Source organism: Haloferax profundi, assembly GCF_001469865.1.
Taxonomy (GTDB): Archaea; Halobacteriota; Halobacteria; order Halobacteriales; family Haloferacaceae; genus Haloferax; species Haloferax profundi.
This window is the reverse complement of the sequence record NZ_LOPV01000408.1, coordinates 1-21725: the sequence shown is the minus strand read 5'-3', so window position 1 is coordinate 21725 and position 21725 is coordinate 1. Positions and strand designations below refer to the sequence as shown.

General features: G+C 61.2%; 21 protein-coding genes. 10 read left to right on the top strand and 11 right to left on the bottom strand.

Going from position 1 to position 21725, the window contains the following annotated elements:
• Positions 1 to 68: 68 nt before the first annotated feature.
• Together AUR66_RS14055 and AUR66_RS14050 are read right to left on the bottom strand one after the other, a co-directional pair.
• Entirely contained in the window at positions 69 to 593 is a 525-nt protein-coding gene (locus AUR66_RS14055) for a TIGR04206 family protein (protein WP_082682220.1), read from the bottom strand.
• A complete protein-coding gene (locus AUR66_RS14050) occupies positions 590 to 1699 on the bottom strand; it encodes an OBG GTPase family GTP-binding protein (RefSeq protein WP_058572917.1) in 1110 nt (369 codons plus the stop codon). Before AUR66_RS14050 ends, AUR66_RS14055 begins: the two co-directional genes overlap by 4 nt.
• A gap of 234 nt (positions 1700 to 1933) precedes the next feature.
• Here AUR66_RS14050 and AUR66_RS14045 point away from each other — a divergent pair, with 234 nt between their 5' ends.
• The 6 genes from AUR66_RS14045 to AUR66_RS14020 all read left to right on the top strand — a co-directional run bounded on the left by AUR66_RS14045 (position 1934) and on the right by AUR66_RS14020 (position 6046).
• Positions 1934 to 2137 carry a VNG_1110C family protein gene (locus tag AUR66_RS14045; protein ID WP_058572916.1) on the top strand — a complete coding sequence of 68 codons (204 nt, stop codon included), beginning with the start codon at positions 1934 to 1936 and terminating at the stop codon, positions 2135 to 2137.
• 45 nt (positions 2138 to 2182) lie between these two features.
• Positions 2183 to 2548, top strand: a complete 366-nt coding sequence (locus AUR66_RS14040) for a DUF7541 family protein (RefSeq protein WP_058572915.1) — start codon at positions 2183 to 2185, stop codon at positions 2546 to 2548.
• Between the two features lie 132 nt (positions 2549 to 2680).
• Positions 2681 to 3040 carry a DUF6684 family protein gene (locus AUR66_RS14035; protein ID WP_058572914.1) on the top strand — a complete coding sequence of 120 codons (360 nt, stop codon included), beginning with the start codon at positions 2681 to 2683 and terminating at the stop codon, positions 3038 to 3040.
• A 98-nt stretch (positions 3041 to 3138) separates the two neighbouring features.
• Positions 3139 to 4938 (top strand): cytochrome c oxidase subunit I, encoded by a 1800-nt coding sequence (locus tag AUR66_RS14030; protein ID WP_058572913.1) that lies wholly within the window; start codon positions 3139 to 3141, stop codon positions 4936 to 4938.
• Between the two features lie 381 nt (positions 4939 to 5319).
• Positions 5320 to 5586 (top strand): DUF7520 family protein, encoded by a 267-nt coding sequence (locus AUR66_RS14025; protein WP_058572912.1) that lies wholly within the window; start codon positions 5320 to 5322, stop codon positions 5584 to 5586.
• A gap of 58 nt (positions 5587 to 5644) precedes the next feature.
• The gene (locus tag AUR66_RS14020) at positions 5645 to 6046 is read left to right on the top strand and encodes a universal stress protein (protein ID WP_058572911.1); all 402 of its coding nucleotides are present in this window, start codon (positions 5645 to 5647) and stop codon (positions 6044 to 6046) included.
• 2 nt (positions 6047 to 6048) lie between these two features.
• Here the strand turns inward: AUR66_RS14020 and AUR66_RS14015 are convergent, their stop codons facing one another.
• The 6 genes from AUR66_RS14015 to AUR66_RS13990 form a co-directional block, all read right to left on the bottom strand.
• On the bottom strand, positions 6049 to 6723 hold the full coding sequence (locus AUR66_RS14015; protein ID WP_058572910.1) for a thioredoxin family protein: 675 nt from the start codon (positions 6721 to 6723) through the stop codon (positions 6049 to 6051).
• A 2-nt stretch (positions 6724 to 6725) separates the two neighbouring features.
• Complete coding sequence (locus tag AUR66_RS14010) at positions 6726 to 7469, bottom strand: ABC transporter ATP-binding protein (RefSeq protein ID WP_058572909.1); 744 nt, start codon at positions 7467 to 7469, stop codon at positions 6726 to 6728.
• On the bottom strand, positions 7466 to 8227 hold the full coding sequence (locus AUR66_RS14005; RefSeq protein ID WP_058572908.1) for an ABC transporter ATP-binding protein: 762 nt from the start codon (positions 8225 to 8227) through the stop codon (positions 7466 to 7468). The genes AUR66_RS14010 and AUR66_RS14005 overlap by 4 nt, the downstream gene beginning before the upstream one ends.
• Positions 8224 to 9384, bottom strand: a complete 1161-nt coding sequence (locus tag AUR66_RS14000) for a branched-chain amino acid ABC transporter permease (RefSeq protein ID WP_058572907.1) — start codon at positions 9382 to 9384, stop codon at positions 8224 to 8226. The genes AUR66_RS14005 and AUR66_RS14000 overlap by 4 nt, the downstream gene beginning before the upstream one ends.
• A complete protein-coding gene (locus tag AUR66_RS13995) occupies positions 9381 to 10349 on the bottom strand; it encodes a branched-chain amino acid ABC transporter permease (protein ID WP_058572906.1) in 969 nt (322 codons plus the stop codon). The genes AUR66_RS14000 and AUR66_RS13995 overlap by 4 nt, the downstream gene beginning before the upstream one ends.
• A gap of 126 nt (positions 10350 to 10475) precedes the next feature.
• Entirely contained in the window at positions 10476 to 11858 is a 1383-nt protein-coding gene (locus tag AUR66_RS13990; RefSeq protein ID WP_082682219.1) for a substrate-binding protein, read from the bottom strand.
• A 563-nt stretch (positions 11859 to 12421) separates the two neighbouring features.
• Here AUR66_RS13990 and AUR66_RS13985 point away from each other — a divergent pair.
• A complete protein-coding gene (locus AUR66_RS13985; protein ID WP_231727902.1) occupies positions 12422 to 12904 on the top strand; it encodes a Tat pathway signal protein in 483 nt (160 codons plus the stop codon).
• A 124-nt stretch (positions 12905 to 13028) separates the two neighbouring features.
• Here the strand turns inward: AUR66_RS13985 and AUR66_RS13980 are convergent, their stop codons facing one another.
• The gene (locus tag AUR66_RS13980; protein WP_058572904.1) at positions 13029 to 14639 is read right to left on the bottom strand and encodes a long-chain-fatty-acid--CoA ligase; all 1611 of its coding nucleotides are present in this window, start codon (positions 14637 to 14639) and stop codon (positions 13029 to 13031) included.
• A gap of 176 nt (positions 14640 to 14815) precedes the next feature.
• On the opposite strand from AUR66_RS13980, the gene AUR66_RS13975 reads away from it, so the two are divergent.
• Positions 14816 to 15061 (top strand): hypothetical protein, encoded by a 246-nt coding sequence (locus AUR66_RS13975; RefSeq protein WP_058572903.1) that lies wholly within the window; start codon positions 14816 to 14818, stop codon positions 15059 to 15061.
• A gap of 13 nt (positions 15062 to 15074) precedes the next feature.
• Here AUR66_RS13975 and acs read toward each other — a convergent pair whose 3' ends face one another.
• The gene (acs, locus tag AUR66_RS13970; protein ID WP_058572902.1) at positions 15075 to 17069 is read right to left on the bottom strand and encodes an acetate--CoA ligase; all 1995 of its coding nucleotides are present in this window, start codon (positions 17067 to 17069) and stop codon (positions 15075 to 15077) included.
• Positions 17070 to 17350: 281 nt separating this feature from the next.
• The gene (locus AUR66_RS13965) at positions 17351 to 19051 is read right to left on the bottom strand and encodes an acyl-CoA mutase large subunit family protein (RefSeq protein ID WP_058572901.1); all 1701 of its coding nucleotides are present in this window, start codon (positions 19049 to 19051) and stop codon (positions 17351 to 17353) included.
• Positions 19052 to 19279: 228 nt separating this feature from the next.
• On the opposite strand from AUR66_RS13965, the gene AUR66_RS13960 reads away from it, so the two are divergent.
• Positions 19280 to 21232, top strand: coding sequence for a NosD domain-containing protein (locus tag AUR66_RS13960; RefSeq protein WP_058572900.1), 1953 nt, complete (start codon positions 19280 to 19282; stop codon positions 21230 to 21232).
• On the top strand, positions 21225 to 21725 hold a 501-nt coding region (locus tag AUR66_RS13955), incomplete at its 3' end, for an ATP-binding cassette domain-containing protein (protein ID WP_157533138.1). The genes AUR66_RS13960 and AUR66_RS13955, both read left to right, overlap by 8 nt.

Sequence of the window (21725 nt, the reverse complement as noted above, 5' to 3'; positions counted from 1 at the left end):
TGTACGACACCTGTCGACGTTGTGGGACGTTGTGAGTGTCTCAGTGGTCTGTTTCTGCCCGGGTCGTCTCAGCGGTCTGTTTCTGCCCGGTGTGACCAGTAGAGATAGCCCGCGACGGCCCACAGGAGAACCGTTCCGACGGGCCACGCCGTCCGGTCGGGTTGGACTGAAAAACCACGCGCGAGTTCGAATTGTGTTACGCCCGCGAGGACGAGACTCGCGGCAGTGAGTCGGGTATCCTCTCGCCCGAAGAGCACTCCAGAGAGTACGCTCGCGAGAGCGACGAGGTAGAAGACCACGCCGAGGGGCCACAACAGGATGTAGTCGGGGAGGCCCATCGTGAATCGGAACAAGAAGTCGGTGATGGTCGTGAGACTGACCGTCGAAGGCGTGACGAGTCCCCACGAGAAGAGCAACGTCGCCGAACCGGAGGAGAACGTCTGGACCGACCACGGGACGACGCCGACTGCGAGGACGAAGAGCAGTCTCGAACGACGCCGAACAGGGCCGGAGGAGTCGGAACGGTTCTGTTCGTCGGTGCCGGGTCGCTCCTGTTCGCCGGTGTCGGTTCCCCCCTGTTCGTCGGCCGTCACCGCTGTGCGATGATGCGGAGGACGTCTTCGTCTTTCAGTTCGTGGTCGCGGCCGACTTGTTGTTCGTCGTGCTTTGCACTCGGCCCGGAGACGCGAGCGAACCGGAATCGTTCGTCGAGTTTCGCACCGAGTTCGTGGATGGCGTCGTCGATGGTGTCGCCCTCGCGGAGGATGAGTGGTTCCTCGTAGTCGACACCACGGCCGGGTTTGTCCATGTAAATGCGGATGAGACCGAGTGCGTCCCACATCTCTTCTTTGAGTGCGTCGAGTCCTTTCTCCGCCTCGGCGCTGATGAACGTCACTTCCTCGGGGTCGAGGCCGACTTCACGGAGGTCCTCCTCGACTGTCGGGAGGTAGTCTTTGTCGATGAGGTCGGCCTTGTTGACGGCGACGATAGACGGCAGGTAGACGCGGTTCTTCATGATGCCGTCGATGAGTTCGTCGATGGAGGTCTCACCGCGGAGCGTCACTTCGGCGTTGACGAACCCGTGTTCGCGGAGGATTCCCTTTATCGTCTCCTCCTCGAGTTCGACGCTGTCGCTCTTGGTGACGTTGATGCCGCCTTTCCCTTTCTTCGTGATAGAGAGGTTCGGTGGTGACGTGTCCAACCGAATCTTGTTGTTGTAGAGTTCTGTTTGGAGTCGCTCGTACCGTTCTATCTCGAACACCGAGAGCATGAAGACGACGAGGTCGGCAGTCCGGACGACGGAGAGGACTTCTTTTCCGCCACCGCGACCACCCGCAGCGCCTTCGATGAGGCCGGGAACGTCGAGAATCTGGATGTTCGCACCTTTGTACTTCAACATCCCCGGGTTGACGTTGAGCGTCGTGAACTCGTACTCGCCCGTCTCGCTGTCCGCGTTGGTGAGGGCGTTGATGAGCGTCGACTTCCCGACGCTGGGGAACCCGACCAGTGCGACAGTCGCGTCGCCCGTCTTCTCGACGGCGTACCCTTGCCCGCCACCGGCCGAACTCTGGTTCTCGAGTTTCTCTTTCAGTTCCGCGAGTTTCGCCTTCAGTCGGCCGATGTGACCCTCGGTCGACTTGTTGTACGGCGTATTAGATATCTCCTCGCGGATATCTTCGATCTCCTCCTCCAGTCCCATTGTCCAAACTTCCGCCGCGTCCGTCGAAAAACCCTTTCCTTCGGACTCGAAGATTCGGCCCGGCCGTCGACGACTGTGAACGCACGGTGACGACACACACGTCCTGTGATTTGCGGATAGTTCGCGGTCAGACAGTGTCGAAGGGAAGACAACCAGTGGTTTCTACGCGTGTACGCGAGCGAAGAACTTCGTCACGATTATGCTCGGCGAATCCGACCCAATCGATACTGACAGATGCCGAGTCCTGGGACGCTCCGCGACAGCACCCAAATCGTACTTCCGTACGACCTGTTAGACGACGTGCGAGAGGAAATCGAAGCAGAATTCGTCGTCTCGATTCACGAGAACACGCCCGAGACGTGTCGAATCATCGGGAGTCCGGTCGAGATTCGGAAGGTGGGCGACTATCTGGCGCGGCAAGGAATCTCGCTTCCCTAACGGTCGTTCCGAAGGGCTTGTTACCACACAGTCTAACTGGCGGGTATGGACGAAGCGCCGGGACTCTCCGACCAGTACCGCACGGCCAGTCCATGGCCGGTGTTCGTCGCGCTCGGAATCCCTATCTCTGAACTTGGCCTCCTGTTCGACCTGTTTCCCCTCGCAGTCGGCGGGTTACTCCTGTTCACCGGGAGCGTCGCCGGGATGCTTCGCGAGTCGGGTTACGTGAAATCTACGATGTGGTCGCTCGCCGTTCTCGCGGGCATCTTGTTCGTGTTCGGTGGTGTCCTCGCGTTCACCGACGTCAACCTCGTCACGCGTGGATACGCGGTTATCGTCGCTGGCGTGTTGCTCCTCGTCGGTGGCGTCGTCTTCGAACTGTTCGTCCGCGACCAGCGGCAGGCGATTTGAGCGACTGACACGCGACACTGTGGTCGCAGGACGCCACGGCAGTAGTGCTGTTTGCCCAGCACAGACCGTCCCACATCCGTCCCCAACGAGAAACCAACAATCTATTTGAACGGCGTCCCCGAGTGTCTCGATATGGCAAGCAAGACCTTCGACAAGGAGACCATCCTCGACCTGACGGTCAACATGGTTCCGTTGGTCATCATCCTGTTCTTCGTGGTGGGCTTCGCTGTCTTCAACCCCTTCGGCGTCGACACGCTCACCTCGGGGCTCCAGTTCAGTATCATGGTTGCGGCGTTCGTCCTGTTGGCGGCCCTCACGTACCTCTCGGGGAAGGCCATCGCCGGGTCCGAAAAGACTGACGTCGTGTACCCGCCGGGGCAGGCGACGGTTCCCGGTGTGAAACCGCTTCACGAAGAACACGCCGAAGCCGAAGCGGAACTCGACGAATCGGGCGACGGTGACGCAGTCGAAGCGGCCGAAGGAACCGCTTAAAACCCCCCGAATCGCAGGGCGTTCCCGAATCTTTCATTACCCTGCACTCCTCACGCACTTCCATGGAGGTTAACGGACAGCTAGCACTGACGGTGTTGATGGGAATCTTCCTCATCGCCGTCGCCGCGTGGCTCGCGCGGGTCGAAGATTGGCGGTCGTACACCCCGCTCGCGGGCGGTGGGGCCGTCGGAAGCACAGAGCAGTACGTCTCGGAGGAAAAGCCGTCCGGGGTTATTCGCTGGTTGACGACTGTCGACCACAAGGACATCGGGATTCTCTACGGTGCATATGGGCTCATTGCCTTCGCCGTGGGTGGACTGATGGTCGTCGTGATGCGCCTCGAACTCGCTGACCCTGCGAGTACACTGATTTCGAACACGTTCTACAACTCGTTGCTCACCAGCCACGGGATTACCATGCTCTTCCTGTTCGGGACGCCAATCATCGCGGCGTTCTCGAACTACTTCATTCCGCTCCTCATCGGCGCGGACGACATGGCATTCCCGCGTATCAACGCGATTGCGTTTTGGCTGCTGCCACCCGCTGCGCTGCTCATCTGGGCCGGGTTCTTCCCTATCCCGGACGTCATCCCTGCGCAGACGGCGTGGACGATGTACACCCCGCTCTCGGCGGGCGCCGGGTCCGGAAACCAGATGAACGCGGGTGTCGACCTGATGCTCCTCGGCCTGCACCTCTCTGGTGTCTCGGCCACCATGGGTGCCATCAACTTCATCGCGACCATCTTCACCGAACGTAACGAGAAGGTCACGTGGGCGAACCTCGACATCTTCTCGTGGACGATTCTCACCCAGTCGGGTCTCATCCTGTTCGCGTTCCCGCTCCTCGGCAGCGCCATCCTCATGCTGCTGCTCGACCGGAACTTCGGGACGATGTTCTTCGCCGTCGACGGCGGTGCGATTCTCTGGCAGCACCTGTTTTGGTTCTTCGGCCACCCCGAAGTCTACATTCTCGTGCTCCCCCCGATGGGTATCGTGAGCCTCGTGCTCCCCCGCTTCGCGGGCCGTCGCCTCTTCGGGTTCAAGTTCGTCGTCTACTCCACGCTCGCGATTGGCGTGCTCTCGTTCGGTGTCTGGGCGCACCACATGTTCGCGACGGGTATCGACCCCCGTCTCCGCGCCTCGTTCATGGCCGTCTCGCTCGCTATCGCGATTCCGAGTGCAGTCAAGACGTTCAACTGGATTACGACGATGTGGAACGGGAAGATTCGCCTCACGACGCCGATGCTCTTCTGTATCGGCTTCGTGTCGAACTTCATCATCGGCGGCGTGACGGGCGTCTTCCTCGCGTCGATTCCGGTGGACCTCGTGCTCCACGACACCTACTACGTCGTCGGTCACTTCCACTACATCGTCATGGGTGCCATCGCCTTCGCCGGGTTCGCAGGCATCTACTACTGGTTCCCTCTCTACACCGGCCGGATGTACCAGGTCACGCTCGGTAAGTGGCACTTCTGGCTGTCGATGGTCGGTACCAACCTGACGTTCTTCGTCATGGTGCTTCTCGGCTACGGCGGCATGCCTCGTCGCTACGCGACGTACCTGCCGCAGTTCGCGACGCTCCACCAGATTGCGACGGTCGGTGCGCTCATCCTGCTCGCCGGCCAGATTATCTTCGTCTGGAACTTCGTCCAGTCGTGGCTCGAAGGGCCAAAAGTCGAAGACGGCGACCCGTGGGACCTCGCCGACGACGACCTGCTCACGTCCGAGTGGCACTGGTTCGACCGCAAACTGCAGACTGCCGTCGCGGACGGCGGTGAAGAAGAGGCCGAACTCGCTACTGACGGCGGTGAGCGAATCGACGATTCGCAATCCTCGTCGGATGTCTCGTCCGACGGCGGCGAACCAGTCGACGAGACTGACGTCGCCTCGGACGAGTAACCACGAACACGAACTTCCTTTTTCGACCGCTGCATTCGAGAGCGGACGCCCTCTTCGTCAGTCGCGTCGAGAGTGAGCAGTCGCTCGTGTCACTCCGAAGGTGAACAGTCGCCCGTGTCATTCCGAGGGTGAGCCTCACTCATCGCTGTCGTCGACTGAGAAACGCCGCTCGCCGTAGTGGCGATTGTTCCAACGGACAGTGCAGTTCAGATGACGAGGAGGATACCTACCACGAACATCAGTATCGCAACGGCCCCGAGGATGATTCCGAGAATGTCCGTATCCGACATACTGAGCAGTTGCGACTGTTCGGCTAAAGGTTCGTCGGTGCGGCCGAGCGGAACGAAAACTGCTAACCGCGTGCGACCCAGACGGTCAGTCGTGAGTTCGAACGTCCGCGGTCAACGCTTCGTCCTCGGGTTGTACGCCGCTCTCGTCGCCGTCGCAGGCGTTGCAGGATTCCTCACGGGGACGTTCGTCTCGGGACTCTCGCAACCGCGGTTTCTGTTCTTGATTCCGTTCCCGGCGACACCGCTCGGATTCGCGGCGTACGGTGCGTTGACGCTCGCACTCGTTCTCGGCATCCCACTCCTGCTCGTCGTCTTCGTCTCGGCCGGTATCGACGACGATGCGGCGAGGGGTCAGTAGGCAAAAATCAACGAACGTTCGACACAAATACTAAGACCAGCCCGCGGGACGTGATAGTATGTATCACGTGGTAATCGGTATCGACGACGATGCAGACCACGCACTCGCGTGTGTCGAAGAAGTGGCGAACCTCCCGGGCGAGGCCTCCGAGAAGGAAGTCACACTCATCCACAGTTTCACAGACAACCCGAGTGGTGCGTCCGCGACGCAGATTCACTCGGTGCGCGAGGCCAGCGAGTTCCTCGAAGACCACGGCATCGACTACGACGTCAACGAGTCGTCGGGAGACCCGGCAGAGGTCATCATCGAGTTCGCCGAGGAAGAAGACGCAGACCTCATCGTCACCGCGGGTCGGAAGCGCTCGCCTGCCGGGAAGGCACTCTTCGGGAGCGTCACGCAGACGGTGATTCTGAACTCCAATCGCCCCGTCATGGTGACGGGTACGACGAAGCGCTCGTAAAACTAGTAGACTCGGTCGAAGACGTCCGATATCGCGTCGGGCGACTGTCGACCAGATTCGTGTTCTTTCAGGTCGCCGTCACGGAACCACAGGAGCGACGGCGCCGCGTCGACGTCGAACGCCCGACAGAAGTCACCGACTGCTTCTCCATCGACGCCTGCGATGGCGACGCCCTCCGGGACGGTGTCGAAGATTGCATCGAGGTCCTCTTTCATGGCGTCACACGGCGCGCAGTTCCGCCGCCACACGGTGACGACGGCGTCCGGGTTCTCGTCGAGGAACGACTCGTACGAGTCGTCGTCGAGTTCGGTGAGTTCCGCTGGAACCGGCGACGAGGGCGAGATTTCGACGAGGAGACCGGCCATCACGACGAGCAAGTCTTGTCCGACCGGGACGTCGAGGAACGACTGTGCCGCGAGGTACGCGACGACGTCTTCTCTGCCCACGTCGTGTTCGTCGAGTTGGGCTTCGACGTTCTCCGGGTCGAGGCCGAACAGTTCGACGACGGTGTCGTGGAACTCCTCTTTTGAGACGGCACCGTAGATGTCGTGGTAGATAGCGAGCGTCTTTTCGAACTCGTCGCTCGTCGTGAGCGTTCCGTCAGGTGCTTCGTCGACTGCACCGGCGGCGACGAGCGTGTCGAGGGCGGTTTCGGGGGTAGCGGGTGTTGCTGCCATCGTTAGACACCGAGGTATCGTTCGCGGGTCTCTTTGTCGTCACGGAGTTCGTCCGCAGTGCCGTCGAAGACGATGCCTCCCTGGTCGATGACGTACGCACGGTCGGCCAGTTTGATGGCTGCGGCGGCGTTCTGTTCGACGAGGAGGATGGTCGTCCCGGCGTCGCTGATGCGTTCGACTGCGTCTTCGACGTCCTCGATAATCTTGGGTGCGAGTCCCTCGTAGGGTTCGTCGAGGAGCAGCAGGTCCGTGTTCTGCTTGAGAGCGCGTGCGATGGCGAGCATCTGCTGTTCGCCACCAGAGAGCGTTCCTGCCCGCTGGTCTTTCCGTTCGTCCAGTCGGGGGAACTGCTCGTACACCTCTTCGGTCGACATGCCCTTGTGACCGAACGAGAGCGACCGCCCCCACGTGTTGGACTTGTTGTTGACGACCTCTGCGAGGTGGAGGTTCTCCGCCACCGAGAGGTTCGGGAAGATACGGCGCTCTTCGGGAACGAGCGAGATACCCTTCACCGACACGTCTTCTGCGGGGACGCCGGTGATATCCTCACCCTTGTAGTGGATGTGTCCATCTCGAACGTCTGGCGGGGTCGCACCGGAGATACACCGGAGCGTCGTGGTCTTGCCCGCCCCGTTACGCCCGAGAAGCGCACAGATTTCTCCTTCCTCGACGTTCATCGAGAGGTCTCGAATGATGTGGCTCTCGCCGTAGTAGGCGTCGATGGCGTCGATTTCGAGCAGGCTCATATCTCGACACCTCCGAGGTAGGCTTCTTGGACGTCCTCGTTCCCCCGAATCTCGTCGGGAGTCCCTTCGGCGATGATGCCACCGCGACTGAGGACGACGATGCGGTCAGAGATGCTGAAGACGATTTCCATGTCGTGTTCGACGAGGACGAACGTGAGGCCGTGGTCACGCTTGACTTGCTCGATGAGTTCGACCGTCGACTTCGTCTCTTCGGGAGACATGCCGGCAGTCGGTTCGTCCATGAGGAGCAAGTCGGGTTCACTAGCGAGTGCGATGCCAATCTCCAGACGGCGTTTGTCACCGTACGGAAGGTCGGTCGCGACAGTGTTCGCACGGTCGAGCAACCCGACCGAGTCGAGTGTGTTGCGGGCGACGTCGTGAACGTCGGTGAGTGAGTCTCGATGTTTCAGGAACTCGAATCCGAACGCACCGCGCTCGGCGGCGAGTGCCGCAATCTCTGCGTTCTCCCGGACCGTCAGGTCGGGGAAGATAGACGCGGTCTGGAACGACTTCGAGACACCGCGTTGGACCACTTCGTGCGGTTCGAGGTTGACGATAGACTCGCCTTTGAACCGGATGTCACCGCTCGTCGGGTCGAGTCGGCGCGTGATGAGGTTGATGAGCGTGGACTTCCCGGCCCCGTTCGGGCCGATGATAGAGACGCGCTCGTCTTCTTCGACGGTGAGGTTCACGTCGTCGGTGGCGACGAGGCCGCCGAACTCTTTGACGAGGTTCTCAGTTTCGAGGAGTGGCGTCATTGCTCACCTCCCACTTTCTCGGAGACGAACGTGCGGACACGTCCAATGATTCCCCACAGGCCGTCGGGGACGACCCAGACGACTGCGACGAACACGATACCGAGGAGCAGGTGCCAGTAGTACCCGAAGTCTTGGATGAGCACGATGTCGGTGAACGGAATCGTCAGGACCTGGATGGTGCTGACGATGTTCTCGATGTAGAGGTACAGTCCGACCCCGAGGACAGGACCGAACATCGACCCTGCGCCACCGAGGACGGTCATCACGACGATGTCTCCGGATTCCGTCCAGAACAGCGACTGGAGCGGGACGTACGCACCGTGGATGGTGAACAGGCTACCAGCGATGCCCGCGAAGGCACCGGAGATGATGAACGCCATGAGCTTGTACCGCCAGACGTTGAGTCCGACGAACTCGGCGCGCTGTTCGTTCTCGCGGATTGCGCGGAACACCATGCCGTACGGCGAGTTGAGGATACGGTACGCGACTGCGACTGCGGCGACGAAGAAGATGCCGACGAAGGCGTAGAGCCACGTGCCGAGGAGCATCCCACCGACAGACGGGATGTCTGCTTCGAGGTGAAGCACCCCGAAGAGGCTCCCGACGTCGACGCCAGTCAGGCCGTTTTCACCGTTGGTGAGGAACGCGAGCGGCGAGGCCGCCATGAAGTACATCATCTGTGCGAACGCGAGCGTCAGGATGGAGAAGTAGATTCCACCGCGACGCAGCGACAGGAATCCGAGCACCCACGCGAAGAGGATTGCGAAGAGCGTCCCCGAGAGGACCATCACGATTGGGTCTCCACTGACGTTCTTCGCGACGATACCTGCTGCGTAGGCCGCACCGCCCCAGAAGGCAGCGTGGCCGAACGAGAGCAGACCGGTGTACCCGAGGAGCAGGTCGAAGCCGATGGCGAAGATACCCCAGATGAGGATGAGCGTGGCGAGGCTCTGGTAGCCCTGCAAGAAGTCCGAGATGACGGGGGCACGAGCGAAGAGCCACGGGAAGAGTGCGACGAAGATGGCCGTGAGACCGACCACCGTGCCTTCTCTGCCACGGAGTTGTTCCCAGCGACTCAACAGGTCGCCACCGACGAGCGACTCGTTTGCAGTCGGGTTGGCGTCTTTTGCGCTCGGGTTGGCGTCTTTCTCGCTCATGGTGCCACCTCCTCGTCACCGAGGAGACCCTGTGGCCGAGTCAGGAGCACGATTGCCGCAATCGCGTACAGACCGACTTGCGACCACGCAGGTGCGAGTGACACGAGTGCGGCCGTCGTGAGACCGAAGACGATGCCACCGACGACTGCGCCGGCGATACTGCCGACGCCGCCGATGACGACAGTGAGGAACGCCGGAACGAGGATGTTCGTCCCGATGGTCGGGTTGACGACGTTCAGCGGACCGCCGACGACGCCCGCGACACCGGCGAGTGCGGCACCGATGCCGAAGACGACGATGTAGGGGCGGGTGATCTTGATGCCGAGCAGTCGGACCATCTCTGCGTCACGGGTCCCTGCGCGGACGACCAGACCGAAGTCGGTGTACTCGACGAGCAGGTAGACGAGTGCGACGAGGACGGCCGTGATTCCGATGACCCAGAGACGCCATTGCGGGAAGTTCCCAACGATGGGGAGTGCCACGGGCCCGGAGACAGGAATCCCAGCGAACGACCCGAACGAGAGGATTCGTTCTGGCTGGTCGAACGGGAGACTGTTACTGCCGAAGAGGATGCGGAATAGTTCTTGAACGACGATTGCGAGACCGAACGTCACGAGAATCTGGTCGGTGTCGGGCCGGTCGTAGAACGGTCGAGCGACGAATCGCTCCATCAACAGACCGACGACGAATACCAGAAGCGGGACCATCACCAACGCGGCGAAGAATCCCCACTCGAGACCGAGGGTCGTCAGACCCCACTCGTACAGTTTCCCGTTCGACAGTGGGACGTTCAACGCGACGAAGAGCCCAGCGTACGTGCCGATGAGGTACAGGGCACCGTGGGCGAAGTTGACGAACTTGAGCGTCCCCAAGATGATGGAGAGACCGACCGCCAACAAGACGTAGATGGCTCCCTGCTGAAGCCCGTTGAGTAGAATGACGACGATGTCGGAGAGGACACTCATAATCGATCACCACCCCGTCCGTGGTTCGAGTTAGGTTCTAGCATGGGTATGTTACTCTTACTCATTTACGTGTGCGTGGTTGTCTGCGATTAACTTTCATTAATATAACGGTGGTGGCAGGTGGCGTTACTCGTAGGAACCGAGTTCACACTCGGCGGCCGGACCTGCGTCACATGCGTATCCGAGGTCGTCGCGACTCGTGATGTTGACAATCTCGTAGTACAGCCCGGACTCCTGTTCGGAGCCTGGGAGCCCTTTCACGACGGGCACGTCGCGTTGCGCCTGGTGGTCACACCCGCGCATCGTCTCTGCGCCCATCCCGATGTTGTCGTACTCGTAGTCTTCCAGTTGCTTGATGACCTCCGGCGGGTAGAACGTGCCTGCACGCTCGACTGCCGCGGCGTACTGGAGCGTCTGCGCGTAGGCGACCTGAGCCGGACCGGATGGAATGCGGTCGTACTCGCTCTGGAACGCTTCCGTGAACTCTTGTGACGGTGCGTTGTCGATCTGCGAGTCCCACGCGAGCGTCCCGTAGACGCCTTCGATAGCGCCGCCAGCCGCTTCTGCCATCGGACGGTTGTACAGCGGGACGATGATCTCCATGTCCTCGTTGATACCCGCGTCGACGGCCTGTTGGATGGAGTTCGCACCGTCGAGACCGTAGTGGTTGAGGATGAGCACGTCAGCACCGGAGCTCTGTGCCTCGGAGAGGTACGTGGAGTAGTCCGTCGTCCCGAGCGGCGTCGCGACAGATTCGACCTGTTCCCAGCCCGCGACGTCGGTCATGAACTGATTCATCGACGCCTGTTGGGTCTGTCCCCAGCTGTAGTCTGCGTAGAGCTGGTAGAAGCTCAGGCCCTCACCGTAGGCGTCTCTCACGACAGGCGCGAGCGCCTGCCCAGTCATGTACGCGTTGAACATCTCACGGAAGGAGTAGCGGACGCAGTCCTTCCCGGTCGTGTCGTTGGAGTGCGTCAGACAGGCCATGAACATGACCTTCTCGTTCTGACACAGCCCCTGCACGGCGATTGCGACAGCAGAGGACGACCCGCCGGAGATCATGATTGCGTTGTCACGCTGAATCATCCCCGACGCAGATTGTCGTGCCTGGTCTGCGTCCGTCGCGGTGTCGCCGTCGACGCTGTCGATCGTGTATCCGAGGACGCCGTCGCCGGAGAGGTCGTCGAACTGCGTGTCGACCCAGCCACCGCCTTCGTTCAGGTGCTTCACCGCGAGTTCGTACGCTCGCAGTTCGTCTTCACCCTCTGATGCGTACGGACCGGACTGTGGAACGTTGAATCCAAACGTCGCCGTGTCGCCTTCGATTGGGTAGTTCCCGAGAGCGGGGTAGTCCTCGCCGTCGCCGCCGCCACCGCCGCCGCCGCCGTTGCCTCCGTCACCATCACCGCCGCCGCCACCGCCAGTACAACCAGCCAGCCCAGCTAGCCCTGCTGCGCCAGTTGCCTTCAGCACATCTCGTCGATTGAGTGGCTTGGTATCCCGTGCCATAGCCCAAACGACCGATAGATGGTTAATAATAGTTATGTATATATACCCTTTAATTCGTATTAGTTATCCTCCAATCAAACGCATAATATTAATATAGTATTTATTATCATACCTTGGATACTTGTCATAGGGGCCGAAAGCAGAAGCAGAAGTGAGCTCCTACCGAGACTGGAGCACCCGAGTTGGCAGACGTAGAGTCACTGAGCGGACAGATATCGTCGTTTGTCCGAGGTGCCAACACCGTTCGCAGTTCACGACGTGACTAGTTTCGAACCGATGGGGTTCACCACAAATCGAAGCTCGAGCCGTCTCGATACCTCTCGAGAACGAGCGTTGTTCACTGTTCGAAGACTGTCTATAAACGTGATATGTCGTCCAAAATTTTACTGATTCAACTCGATTTTTCAGAATATACTATATTCATAAAATTCCTCTGAACGTGAGTCTCCGACGTATAACTAATCTCACGAGTGCTGTCTCTTCACTCGCCACAGGTGTGGCTGATAGACATGACGAAAGATACATTTTCGACCTCACGCCGCTCAGTTCTGAGACTCGGTGCCATGTCGGCACTCGGTGTCGGACTCGGCATCCCAGCAGTCTCCGGGAGTGCTGCTGCGTGGGAGTGCCCACGAACGCCCGGGTACTGGGCGAACCACGGCGACGAGAAAGCATGGGACACGGTTGGCGACACGTACGGCTTGACGCCAGAGACCCTTCTGAAGCCAGCGAAAGGTGACAAGGCCAAAATCATGGCGAAGCACCTCGTTGCAACCAAGCTAAACTTCCAAAACCGGAACGACCCTGACCCATGCGTCGATGACCCAATCGAGTATGGACCATTTGCCGGCGAGGACATGAACATGCGCGCGGTGAAACGACTCGCAGAGGATTGGATGGAAGCGTCCAACTATCCAGACAAGCAAAAGAGATGGCACGTCACAATCGACGGTGAAAAAGTCGACGGCGAACCAATCAAGAACACGCTCGACATGTTCAACAACGACCCATCGAAACTGGGTCTGTACGGGTGTAACTGCAAATAGCACCCTTCAGTCGGTGACCCCTCGTCCCCATCCCACGCCCTCGCGTTCCACTCCGGCATCGTCACGAGAGACCAGAGGACGGGCAAAGATTCACTGCCACCCGTACCGTCCCGCGGCCAGTGGACTATCCTTCTCCGACCATCCGCCCTTCGTCTTCCCACTCGCGTTCGCGCAGTTCGTACTTCTGAATCTTCCCAGTCGCCGTCTTCGGCAGTTCGGCGACGAACTCGATTTCTTTGGGAAGTTTGTACGTCGCAATCCGCTCTCGACAGAACTCGATGAGGTCTGACTCGGTCACACCTGCCGCGTCCGGGTCGCCGCTGGTCGGGACGACGAACGCCTTCGGCGACTCACCCCACTCGTCGGATGGAATCGGGATGACCGCCACGTCGGCCACGTGTTCGTGGTCGAACAGTGTGTCCTCCAGTTCGATGCTGGAGATGTTCTCGCCGCCGGAGATGATGATGTCCTTCTTGCGGTCCTGGATGCTGATGAACCCGTTTTCGTCGACGACGGCGAGGTCGCCCATGTGGTAGTAGCCCTCTAGTCGGGCCGAAAACGCCTCTTCGGTCTCGTCAGGCTTGTTCCAGTACTTGTCCATCACCTGGTTGCCCGCGACGACGATTTCACCGATGGTCTGTTCGTCCCGGGGAACGTCGTTCCCGTCTTCGTCGACGACGCGTACGTCGGTGCCGAGGTAGCCGATTCCCTGTTTCTTCTTGACGGCGAATCGGTCACCGTCGCCCTCTAAGAATCGCTCTGTGTCCGACGTGGTGATGAGTGGCCCCGTCTCCGTCGCGCCGTAGACGTGCATGAGGTGCCACCCGAACTCGTCTTCGACGGTTCGAATCGTCGCTTGCGGCGGTGCTGCACCCGCCGTCGCCGCGCGAACCGGGTTCGCCCCTGTGGTCTCGACGCCACCCTCGTCGCGGTAGTGTTTCATCAGGATGTTCAGTACCGTCGGCGCGGCGCACAGGTACGAGACGTTCTCTGTGCGGATGGCGTCCAACACGGCCTCAGCCTCGACACCGCGGGTACAGACGTGCTTCGCGCCGTGGCCGGTGATGGCGTAGATGTGCCCCCACCCGTTGACGTGGAACATCGGGAGCGTCCACAGGTAGACGTCGCCGTCCGAGATGTCCTGATGCATCGAGATGAGGTAGGCGTGAATCGTCTCGGCCCTGTGTGTCCGACAGACCCCCTTCGGGTCACCCGTCGTCCCCGAGGTGTAGTTGATGGTGATAATCTCGTCTTCGGCCATCTCGGGTCGCTCGTACTCGGTAGACTCGGCGACGATGTCGTCGAAGTCCAACCAATCGCCGTCGACCTGGTCGGGGTCGTTGGTGACGAAAATCTCTGTCGGGATGTCGTCCCGTATCTCCTCTATCTTCTCTGCGAACGCGTAGTCCGCGTAGATAGCTTTCACCTCGGCGTCGTTGAGCATGTACTCGAAGTCCGCCGGGACGAGTCGGTAGTTCAGTGGCATGTGGACACCACCGAGTTGCATCGTCCCGTAGGCCGCTTCGAGGTGATAGTGCGTGTTCGGGTCGAGGACGGCGACGCGGTCACCCTTCTCGATGCCACGCGACTGCAACGCGGCACTGAACCCATCGACCCGTTCGCCGAGTTCCGCGTAGGAGAACCGTTCACCTGTCGTCGCGACGACCGCTTCCTCGTCCCCGTAGTACCGGCGTGCACGGTCGAGGAACTCGGTCACCAGGAGTGGTTTATCCATACACGCTGTCCTTCACTAACGTTAGAGATAAATGTGCGGGGTGGTGACACGCTACTCGGTGTTGTGAACTGTTGTCACTGTAGTGTCCAGTACCACTCGAATCAGCCAACTAGAGATTATATTTCTACCTAATATATACAAGAAAATAACTTGGTTGTCCGGCGCGTAACGGTCGTATGGCACTCTCGGATTACACCGGCCAGTCGCCCGACGGACGGGACGAGACCATCGTCCGTGTCGTCCCCCATCGACTGTGGCGACCAGGTGAAGAACGAATCGAACCGTGTGCGTACAGTGGCGAACGACTCAAACTCTCGGAGAAACACCTGCTCGTCGTCCTCGAACGAGATGGGGTGCGCGAACGGATGTACTTCCGCGACGAGTCGTCACTCGCAGCGTGGGTAAACAAAAACGAGACCTGACTCGGCAGCGACGTTAGTCGACCTGGACCTTCCGCTGAATCTCGTCGACGATTTCGGGGTTCCGAAGCGTCGTCGTGTCGCCGAGTTCGTCGCCGTTCGCAATCTCTTCGAGCAGGCGGCGCATGATTTTCCCGGACCGCGTCTTCGGGAGTTCGGGCGTGAAGATGACCGCTTCGGGTCGTGCGATGGGACCGATGGCGTCTTCGACGCCCTCGACGATGCGGCCGCGCATCTCGTCGTCTTCTTCCTGCCCCTCTTCGGTGATGACGTAAGCGTAGACTGCCTCGCCTTTCACTTCGTGGTCACCACCGACGACTGCCGCTTCGGCGACGCCGGGAACACCGACGATAGCGGATTCTATCTCCATCGTGCCGAGGCGGTGGCCCGAGACGTTGATGACGTCGTCGACACGGCCGAGGATGGTGATGTAGTCGTCTGCGTCTATCTTCGCGCCGTCTTCGGGGAAGTACACCCAGTCGTCCGGGTCGTCGCTGTCGGTGTCAGAGTACTCTTGCCAGTACTCCTGGACGAAACGCTCGTCGTTCTTGTAGAGTGTGCGGAGCATCCCCGGCCACGGTTTGTTGACCGTGAGGTAGCCCGCTCGGCCTGCGTCGACCTGTTCGCCTTTCGTGTCGACGATTTGCGCGTCGATACCCGGCAGCGGTGGTCCGGCGGACCCCGGTTTCATCTTCTTGATGCCCGGGAGTGTCGTAATCATCATGCCGCCCGTCTCGGTCTGCCACCACGTGTCGACCACGGGGCACTCCTCGTCGCCGATGTGTTGGTAGTACCACTTCCACGCGCGCGGGTTGATGGGTTCGCCGACCGTTCCGAGCAAACGCAGACTCGACAGGTCGTGTTCCTCGGGGAACCGACTTCCCCACTTCATGAACGCGCGAATCGCCGTCGGTGCCGTGTAGAAGATGTCCACCGAGTACTTCTCGATGATGTCCCACAGGCGGTCACGCCGCGGGAAGTCCGGCGTCCCTTCGTACATCACCGTGGTGGTTCCGAGTGCCAACGGACCGTAGACGATGTACGAGTGACCGGTAATCCACCCGATGTCTGCCGAGCACCAGTAGGTGTCTTCCTTCTCGATGTCGAGGACCGCGTGTGAGGTCCACGCCGCGTACGCGAGGTAGCCACCGGTGGTGTGTTTGACGCCCTTCGGTTGTCCCGTCGTGCCCGACGTGTACATCAAAAAGAGCATGTCTTCGGCGTCACGCTGGACGGGGTCGACACGCTCGCCCGCGTGGTCGTCCATCAGGTCGTCCCAGTCGTGCTGGTTGCCCTTCAGGTCGTGTCCAAACCCGTCGTCGCCCAGTCGGTCGACGACCACCGTGGCGTCGACACCGTGGTCGACACCGTCGAGGCCTTCGTTCGCCTTGTCGAGGTGGTCGAGGGCGTCGCCGCGGCGGTAGTACCCGTCGCACGTGACGAGGTATCGGGAGTCTGCCGAGTTCATGCGCGTCGCGAGTGCATCTGCGGAGAACCCTGCGAAGACGACCGAGTGTGGGGCGCCGATACGGGCACACGCCAGCATGGCGATGGGGAGTTCTGGAACCATCGGCATGTAGAGCGTGACGACGTCGTCTTCTTCGACGCCGAGGTCCCGAAGCGCCGCAGCAAACTCGTTGACCTCTCGATACAGGTCCTGATACGTGTACGTTCGTGTGTCTCCGTGCTCACCCTCCCACTTGATGGCGACGCGGTTCTTGTCGCCGTTTTCGACGTGGCGGTCGACACAGTTGTACGAGACGTTCAGTTTCCCACCGGTGAACCACTTGTAGAACGGTGGGTTCGAATCGTCGAGCACCTCGTCGTAGTCGTCGTCCCAGTCCAGCATCTCGGCGGCCTGTTCCCAGCACGCCGGCCAGTTCTCTTCGAACTCCTCGTAGACGGCCGGGTCAGAGACGTTCGCCTGTGCGACGAACTCCTCGGAGGGTTCGAACTCCTCCTGTTCTACCAGCCGTGCCTCGAGTTCACCGTCTCCGTCACCGTCTACCATAGTACATGCTAACCAATAGAATCATCCATGATAAATCTATGTAGTGTAGGGGCGGGGACTGTCGATTTCGGCCCCCAGAAAGTCCAAGCCATCGGGTGAATTTTGCGCGCTGACGTGTGGCCCAGAACAGGTATTGAGTCCCGTCGGCGCGAGGGCGTTGCTGTCGACGTGGTGCCACGTTCGAACGCAGGCCAACAGCAGCGAACAGCGAAAAGACAGTGTCACTCAGGCAGTGCGATACAGTCCGATGCGGGCGACAGACACTCGTCACCCACTCGGCCTCACATCACGCCGATGGTCTCTCGGTAGGTGCCCCACTCCTCGGCGAACACGTCCATGATTTCACCCATCGTGACGTACGCTTTGACGGCGTCGACGAGGACTGGCATGACGTTCTCTCCGTTCTGGACCGTCTCGCGCAGTTCGTCGAGGGCCGCTTCGACTGCCTCGTCGTCGCGTTCGTCCTTGACGTCGGCGAGACGTTCGAGTTGACGGTCCTGTACCTCGTCTTCGACGTGCAGGAGGTCTGGGCGCGTGTCGTCGTCGGTGGCGTACTTGTTGACGCCGACGACGATTTCTTCGCCGTCTTCGACGCGCGACTGGTACTCGTAGGACGCTTCGCCAATCTCCTTGTGGTAGTAGCCTTCGTCGATGCCGGCGAGGACGCCGTCGCGGACAGACCCGTCGCCCATCTCGCGAATCTCCTCGATGTAGGCCATCGCCTCGGTTTCGATTTCGTCGGTGAGTTTCTCTATCATGAAACTCCCACCGAGTGGGTCGATGACGTCGGCCGCACCGGACTCTTCGGCGATGATTTGCTGGGTACGGAGTGCGACGGTGACCGCCTCTTCGGAGGGGAGCGCCAGCGCTTCGTCGAAGCTGTTCGTGTGGAGCGACTGGGTCCCGCCGAGAACCCCGGCGAGTGCCTGAATCGTGACGCGGACGATGTTGTTGAGCGGTTGTTGGGCCGTCAGCGACTGGCCGGCAGTCTGCGTGTGGAACTTCAGTTGCTTCGACGACTCGGCTTCGGCGTCGTACCACTCGGACATGACGTGGTGGTAGATACGGCGGGCAGCGCGGAACTTCGCCACCTCCTCGAAGATGGAGTTGTGCGAGTTGAAGAAGAACGAAAGTTGCGGGGCGAACTCGTCGACGTCGAGGCCACGGTCGATGGCGTCTTCGACGTAGGCGAACCCGTCGGCGAGGGTGAAGGCGAGTTCCTGAATCGCCGTCGACCCCGCTTCACGGATGTGGTAGCCAGACACCGAGATGGGGCGGATGCGCGGTGTCTCTTGGGCGGCGAATTCGACAGTGTCGGTGACGAGTTTGAGCGAGGGTTCCGGCGGGATGACCCACTCTTTCTGTGCGATGAACTCCTTTAGCATGTCGTTCTGGAAGGTGCCACCAATCTGGTCGCGGGACACCCCCCGGTTGTCGGCGAGTGCGACGTACATCGCGAAGACGACGGGGGCAGACGGGTTGATGGTGAACGACGTGGTGACCTCACCGATGTCGATGCCGTCGAAGAGAATCTCCATGTCGCGGAGCGTGTCCACGGCCACACCCTCTTTCCCGACTTCGCCGTCAGAAAGCGGGTCGTCGGAGTCCTTTCCCATGAGCGACGGCATGTCGAAGGCCGTCGAAAGCCCGGTCTGCCCGTTCTCGATGAGGTAGTGGAAGCGCTCGTTCGTCTCCTGTGCGGTTCCGAACCCGGCGAACTGGCGCATCGTCCACGTCCGGCCACGGTACATCGTTGGGTACACCCCGCGCGTGTACGGTGCCTCGCCCGGGAATCCAAGGTCGTCTTCGTAATCGAGGTCGGCAACGTCCGCTGGCGTGTAGAGGTCGTCGACTTCGTGGTTCGAGACGGTGGCGAACCGGTCTTTTCGCTCGCCACCCTTCTCGAGGAAGGGGTCGCGAGTCTCCGACTCCCACTGGTCGCGCGCCTCACGAATAGACGCCAAGTCCTCGTCGTCGTACATGCTCCAAAATCAGTATGGACGATGATTAATGATTCGGGTCATTCCCAGTAGGTCATCTGTTCGACCGAGCGGCGACCCACTCGTTCGACGGACAGACCATCGTGCATATCACTCCTCGCTGACCTATGCCCGTGCATGTGTAACTTCGAGAACGACACGGGCCACTCGCCGGCGCCTCGACGCCGCGTGGCCACCATCGGTGCTGGGGTCACCGGGCGCTGACGGTCGATGGCGCTCGTAACCCCGTCCGTCACGAAGTGGGTCGCCGGTATCGCGGCCCTCGTGCTCGTTCTCGCAAGCGTCTCGTTCGTCGTTCCCGCCGCCGGGTCCGTCTCTCCTGTCCCCTTCGACGACACGGTGAAGACCGGCGGCACCGCCGTCGACACCCGTCTCTCCGAAGTCGAAGGCTTCGAAGTCCCCGTCGCACAGGTTCACTTCTCGCGGTACCGGTACGTCATCGGGTACTACGACGTACAGACGGCGGCCGCAGACGTGTCCACGCCGGAGAGCACCCGGCAGTTCGGCGACCCACTCGCCGTGTTCGTCTCTGACTACGCACGGGTGACGCCACTCGTCGACGACGACGGATACCTCAGAACGCAGTACAACCGCCACCCCGGATGGGTCGACGCGTCGGAGGCGTCGTTCGTGGTCGACTCCGGTGTGCGCGTTCCCTCCGGCCCTATCGTGGTCCCGTTCTCCGACGCCGACGCCGCCCAGTCGTTCGCCGACGAGTACGGCGGGGACGTCGTCGATTGGCAGACGCTCAGAGACCGGTCGGGGAGTCCGCTCTCCACGCGGCTCGCCGCGTTCGATGCGTCCGTGGCCGACCACCACGACTGGGCGACACAGACCGTCGCTGCAAGTGATTCACTCTTCGACCGGCCCGTCTCGACAGTCGTCGGCGAGGACGCGCCGACCATCGAGGCGGCAGTCGAATCCGCGCCCGAAGACACCGCCGTCTACGTCCCTGCTGGGACCTACTCGGTCGAGAGGGTCGACCTCAATCGCTCGATTACGCTCGTCGGCGCGGGACCAGACACGCGACTCGTCGGCGACGGCAACGGAACGGTCGTCCACATCCGCGCCGACCGGGCCGCTGTCTCGAACCTGTCCATCTCGGGCGTCGGCGACGTTGGCACCCGTCGCATTCGGGCGACTAACGAGTCCGTCGACTGGGACACGCGCGTCCAACTCGCCTACGGACGCGGCGACGCCGGCATCGTCCTCGACGGCGCGAACGAGTCGGCGATTCGCGGCGTCCACATCGACACGCCCGCAAGCGGTGTCATCGTCCGCGAGAGCGCCGACAGCGTCCTCGCGAACCTCTCGGTGCAAGGTTCGGAAACGGCCGCAGAAGGGTTCATGGGTGCCGTCCTCATCGGCGAGCGCTCAGTCGTGGAGAACTCGACGTTCCGCGACGGCCGCGACGGCATCTACACCCACCGCGCGGACGGGAGCGTCGTCAGGAACAACCGCATGGAAGACGGCCGGTACGGCGTCCACGAGATGTACACCTCGAACATGCTCGTCGCCGACAACGTCGTCCGCGAGAGTCGAGTCGGGATTATCATCATGACTCGTCCCGTCGGCAACCTCGTGGTTGGAAACGACGTGCGCGACTCCGATTTCGGGTTCATCCCTGCTGGAAGTGACACCTACGTCGCGGACAACGTCTTCGCGGACAACGAGTACGGCATCGACGTGAGCGGAGACCGGCAGGTGTACACGCGAAACGTCGTCGTCGGCAACGAGATTGGCGTCCGCGGGAGTTCGACGTTCCCGACGAACGTCGTCGTCCACAACGACATCGTCGACAACGACGTGCAAGTCGAATCGGCCCTCGGCCCCATGCGGACGTGGACCAGCGAGGGCGAAGGGAACTACTGGGGTGACCTGCCACTGGAAGACGCCGACGGCGACGGCGCGTACGACCGGGCGTTCCAACCGTCCGGCCCCGTCGACGCCGAACTCGGCAGGCACCCGGCGGCACTCGTCCTCTCACGGTCACCCGTCATGGACGCGCTTCGCAGTGCACGCGACGAAGTCGCCGGCCTCCGCGGGTCCGGCGTGGTCGATGCGGCACCGCGGACCGAACCAGTCCAACCAGACGTGTTGGATGCGCTGACCCACGCTGAGTCGCCATCCAGTCAGAACGCCACGGAGAGAGCAGATGTCTGAAGGAGATACCGACGTACGAGAGACGCCTGGAGAACCGGTCGACAGACACAGCGAACGAGCAATCGACGCGACGGGGCTCTCACACGCGTTCGGCGACATTCGTGTCCTCGAAGACGTGTCACTGTCGGTCGAATCCGGCGAACTCGTCGCGCTCGTCGGCCCGAACGGGTCGGGCAAGTCGACGCTCCTCCGGTTTCTGGCGAACGTCCGCGGACCCGACGAGGGGACGGTTCGGGTCGGGACCGAAGGACACGCTCGCGTCGGGTATCTACCGCAGCAACCGGTATTCCGGCCTGGGTTCACTGCCGCCGATACGCTCCAGTTCTACGCGCAGTTCGTCGACGCCGACGTGGACGTTCCGACGATTCTCGACCAGGTCGGCCTCGCTCACGCGGGGAACCGGCGTGTCGAAGCACTCTCCGGCGGGATGACCCGTCTCCTCGGCCTCGGACGAGCGCTCATCGGCGACCCGGCCGTCCTCATCCTCGACGAA

Coding starts and splice junctions, on each gene's coding strand:
- AUR66_RS14050 (WP_058572917.1), bottom strand. CDS start 1,699: ATGGGACTGGAGGAGGAGATCGAAGATATCCGCGAGGAGATATCTAAT.
- AUR66_RS14045 (WP_058572916.1), top strand. CDS start 1,934: ATGCCGAGTCCTGGGACGCTCCGCGACAGCACCCAAATCGTACTTCCG.
- AUR66_RS14040 (WP_058572915.1), top strand. CDS start 2,183: ATGGACGAAGCGCCGGGACTCTCCGACCAGTACCGCACGGCCAGTCCA.
- AUR66_RS14035 (WP_058572914.1), top strand. CDS start 2,681: ATGGCAAGCAAGACCTTCGACAAGGAGACCATCCTCGACCTGACGGTC.
- AUR66_RS14030 (WP_058572913.1), top strand. CDS start 3,139: ATGGGAATCTTCCTCATCGCCGTCGCCGCGTGGCTCGCGCGGGTCGAA.
- AUR66_RS14020 (WP_058572911.1), top strand. CDS start 5,645: ATGTATCACGTGGTAATCGGTATCGACGACGATGCAGACCACGCACTC.
- AUR66_RS14015 (WP_058572910.1), bottom strand. CDS start 6,723: ATGGCAGCAACACCCGCTACCCCCGAAACCGCCCTCGACACGCTCGTC.
- AUR66_RS14010 (WP_058572909.1), bottom strand. CDS start 7,469: ATGAGCCTGCTCGAAATCGACGCCATCGACGCCTACTACGGCGAGAGC.
- AUR66_RS14005 (WP_058572908.1), bottom strand. CDS start 8,227: ATGACGCCACTCCTCGAAACTGAGAACCTCGTCAAAGAGTTCGGCGGC.
- AUR66_RS14000 (WP_058572907.1), bottom strand. CDS start 9,384: ATGAGCGAGAAAGACGCCAACCCGAGCGCAAAAGACGCCAACCCGACT.
- AUR66_RS13995 (WP_058572906.1), bottom strand. CDS start 10,349: ATGAGTGTCCTCTCCGACATCGTCGTCATTCTACTCAACGGGCTTCAG.
- AUR66_RS13990 (WP_082682219.1), bottom strand. CDS start 11,858: ATGGCACGGGATACCAAGCCACTCAATCGACGAGATGTGCTGAAGGCA.
- AUR66_RS13985 (WP_231727902.1), top strand. CDS start 12,422: ATGTCGGCACTCGGTGTCGGACTCGGCATCCCAGCAGTCTCCGGGAGT.
- AUR66_RS13980 (WP_058572904.1), bottom strand. CDS start 14,639: ATGGATAAACCACTCCTGGTGACCGAGTTCCTCGACCGTGCACGCCGG.
- AUR66_RS13975 (WP_058572903.1), top strand. CDS start 14,816: ATGGCACTCTCGGATTACACCGGCCAGTCGCCCGACGGACGGGACGAG.
- acs (WP_058572902.1), bottom strand. CDS start 17,069: ATGGTAGACGGTGACGGAGACGGTGAACTCGAGGCACGGCTGGTAGAA.
- AUR66_RS13965 (WP_058572901.1), bottom strand. CDS start 19,051: ATGTACGACGACGAGGACTTGGCGTCTATTCGTGAGGCGCGCGACCAG.
- AUR66_RS13960 (WP_058572900.1), top strand. CDS start 19,280: ATGGCGCTCGTAACCCCGTCCGTCACGAAGTGGGTCGCCGGTATCGCG.